Below are 3,264 nucleotides of genomic sequence, written 5' to 3'. Positions count from 1 at the left end.
GGATTGTGCAGGGAGCCCAGACCAATTAATCGTTGAAAAGCATCGCCAGCAAGCCGGCTCCTACGGATTTATGTCGTTCACAAATGATGCGACCGACCCAAAACCTGTAGGAGCCGGCTTGCTGGCGATGCTTTTCAACGATTAATTGGTCTGGGCTCCCTGCACAATCCAGGCACCGATCAGGTCACGTTCCTGCTGGGTCATCTGGGTGATGTTGCCCAGTGGCATGATCTGGCTGGTGACGGCTTGCGCCTGAATCCGCGGTGCGTTCTGGCGGATCTGCTCGGGGGTGTCGAACATCACACCGGCAGGGGCTGCACTGAACAGCGGGCTGGTCGGCTTGGCCGAATGGCAAACCGCGCAACGTTCCTGAATCACGCTGTGCACTTTGTCAAAGCCAGGGCCTGTGTTGGACGCTTGCGCCGGTGCGGCGGCTGGCGTTTCTGCAGGTTTGGTTTCAGCCGGTTTCAAACCACCGCCCACTGCTGTTTCCGGCAGCGGCTGGTATTCGATCCTGGCTGGCGCCTTGGCCACTTCCGGGCTGTTCAGCGGCGCAGGGCCGGTGACGTAAGCCAGGCTGATCATGCCGACGGCKGCGACTGGAAGAGTCCAGGCAAATTTGTGGCTGTCGTGACGGGTGTTGAAGTAGTGACGCACCAACACCGCCAGTACCGCGATCCCGGCCAGGATCAACCAGTTGTACTGGCTGCCGTAGGTGCTCGGGAAGTGGTTGCTGATCATGATGAACAGCACTGGCAAGGTGAAGTAGTTGTTGTGACGCGAACGCAGCAGACCTTTGGCTGGCAGCGCCGGAYCCGGCGTGCGGTTCTCGGCGATCGCCGCCACCAGTGCGCGTTGCGCCGGCATGATGATGCGGAACACGTTGCCGACCATGATGGTGCCGATGATCGCGCCAACGTGCAGGTACGCACCCCGACCGCTGAACACCTTGCTGAAGCCGTAGGCCGCGCCGATGATCAGGACGAACAGGATGAAGCCTAGCAGGGCAGGGCGTTTACCCAGGGCCGAGTCGCACAGGAAGGAGTAGATGAACCAGCCAATGAACAGCGAGCCGAGACCGATGGCCACGCCCTCGGGACCACTCAGGGTGCTGCCCGGAGCCAGCAGGTAGAGCGTCGGGTTGGAGTAGAACACCACGCACAGCAGCGCGATACCCGACATCCAGGTGAAGTAGGCTTCCCATTTGAACCAGTGCAGGTTGTCCGGCATGGTCGGAGGCGCCAGTTTGTATTTTTCCAGGTGGTAGATACCGCCACCGTGGATTGCCCACAAATCGCCAGCCAGACCGCTTTTCGGGTTGACCCGGTTGAGGTTGTTTTCCAGCCATACGAAATAGAACGACGCACCGATCCAGGCCACGCCAGTAATCATGTGAACCCAGCGCACGCTCAGGTTCAGCCATTCCAACAGATGTGCTTCCACAGTCTTTACCTCTCGCCTGTCACTCTGTTGTCGAGTGATCAGACCTTCTCTTATTGGTGGGGGGCGAGGATCAAACGCTCATCCTCTTTGAAAAAATGCTCATCGCAGTTATTGCCTGTGCCACTGCGATCAACCACCAGGAAGTCATCCCGCTTTTCGATCGTCAGCACCGGGTGGTGCCAGACGCCGCGATGGTAATTAATGCCCTGCCTGCCGTTGGTGACGAAGGCGCGGACCAAGCCTGATACAGGTTCATCGCCAACTGGCGCGACCACGATCAGAAAGGGGTTGCCGAGCAGCGGAATGAAAGCCTGGCTGCCCAGCGGATGGCGCTCCAGCATGCTGACGATCAGCGGCATGTCCTGCGCATCGGCGCGGAAGATGCTGATGATCGCGTTGTCCTCAGGCGTAGCGGTTTGCACCGTCGCCAGTTTATGGAAGCGCATGGTCGAACCGTTGTTGATCATGAAGTGATCGCGGCCGTCGGTTTCGATCACGTCACCGAAAGGGGCGAAGGCTTCTTTGGTCAGCGGTTCAATCGTCAATGTGCGCATGCTGTTCTTATCCGAATTCTGTGTTGTTGGATCTGACGCTGCTTTTTGTAGGAGCTGGCTTGCCAGCGAAAGCGCCCTCACTGACGCCTTCGCCGGCAAGCCGGCTCCTACAGGCTCAGCATTACTTCGCGACCTTGCCCAGTACACGCAGGCGGCTCACACCACCATCCGGGAACACGTTCAGGCGGATGTGGGTGATCGGGCCCAGCGCCTTGATCTGCTCGGCGAAGGTGTGTTCGGCGTGCATTTCCAGCTTCTGGCTTGGCAGCAGTTCGCGCCAGAACAGCGACTGGGTTTCGATCTGGCTGTCGGTACCGCCCTTCACGAAGGCGCCCTGGATCGAGCAGCTGTCCGGGTAGTTGCCCTTGAAGTGCAGGGTGTCGACGATGACTTTCTCGACTTCACCGGCATGACCCAGCGCGACGATGACCCAGTCATTGCCCGGGGTACGGCGACGCGCGGTTTCCCAACCGTCGCCCATGTTGATGCCACGGCCCGGGTTGAGGATGTTGCTCATGCGGCCGAAGTGTTCATCGGAGCAGGCGAGGGCGCGGCCACCGTTGAGGGCGGCGGCCAGGTCGACTTGCTCGTTGTCGCCGATCGCCGACCAGTCGCGGAACGGCACGCCGTACACGCGCAGACGGGCCACGCCGCCATCCGGGTAGATGTTGAAGCGCAGGTGGCTGAACGCCTGGTCGTTGTTGATTTCGTGGTAGTGGTGGCTGTTGCCTTGCAGCTCGACGGCCGACAGCACTTCAGTCCACTGGGTGTTTTCATCAGGCTCGCCCGAGGCCAGGAAGCAGGCTTCCAGGGAAGCCGAAGGCGGGAAGTTGCCGGTGAAGAATGAAGTGTCGATGTCGACGCCCTTGATCGAACCCGGCACGCCCAGGCGGATCACGGCACTGTCGAAGCCTTCGAAGCGCTTGCGACGCGATTCCCAGCCGTCCATCCACTTGCCGTTGTCATCGAACACGCCCTCCTTCCATACGGCCGGGGTCGGTTGGAACAGACGGTTGGCGTCTGCGAACCAGTCATCGGTGACCGAGATGATTTTGGTGCCCAGGCGGGCATCGGCCAGGTTGACGAACTTCTCGAAAGGTACGGCGTAAGCTTTCATTCTTCTTGTCTGCCTTTAAATAAGTGGCTTGGGATGCTTGCGAGGCCCTGGTTGATTTCGGCGTTCATGAAATCCCTGGGCCAGGCTTGCTATAGGGTCAGTAATCGGAACAGGGCGATCTTGTTGATCTGCGCCAGCGCGCATTTGAAT

The 3,264-nt window shown here is 59.7% G+C and carries 3 protein-coding genes; all 3 read right to left on the bottom strand.

Annotated elements, in window-relative coordinates; genetic code table 11:
- Positions 1–141 precede the first annotated feature (141 nt).
- Positions 142–1,443: a urate hydroxylase PuuD gene (locus ACXRVY_RS21330; RefSeq protein WP_458238174.1), complete on the bottom strand. Its 1,302-nt coding sequence runs from the start codon at positions 1,441–1,443 to the stop codon at positions 142–144.
- 50 nt (positions 1,444–1,493) lie between these two features.
- Positions 1,494–1,997 carry an ureidoglycolate lyase gene (locus ACXRVY_RS21325; protein ID WP_223462225.1) on the bottom strand — a complete coding sequence of 168 codons (504 nt, stop codon included), beginning with the start codon at positions 1,995–1,997 and terminating at the stop codon, positions 1,494–1,496.
- 121 nt (positions 1,998–2,118) lie between these two features.
- Positions 2,119–3,114, bottom strand: a complete 996-nt coding sequence (gene alc / locus ACXRVY_RS21320; protein WP_007988149.1) for an allantoicase — start codon at positions 3,112–3,114, stop codon at positions 2,119–2,121.
- Between the last annotated feature and the right edge of the window lie 150 nt (positions 3,115–3,264).

The sequence above is a fragment of the Pseudomonas sp. P5_A2_2 genome (assembly GCF_054177685.1).
Note: the sequence above shows the minus strand (reverse complement) of the source record. Positions and strands in the feature narration are given on the sequence as shown.

Coding starts and splice junctions, on each gene's coding strand:
- ACXRVY_RS21325 (WP_223462225.1), bottom strand. CDS start 1,997: ATGCGCACATTGACGATTGAACCGCTGACCAAAGAAGCCTTCGCCCCT.
- alc (WP_007988149.1), bottom strand. CDS start 3,114: ATGAAAGCTTACGCCGTACCTTTCGAGAAGTTCGTCAACCTGGCCGAT.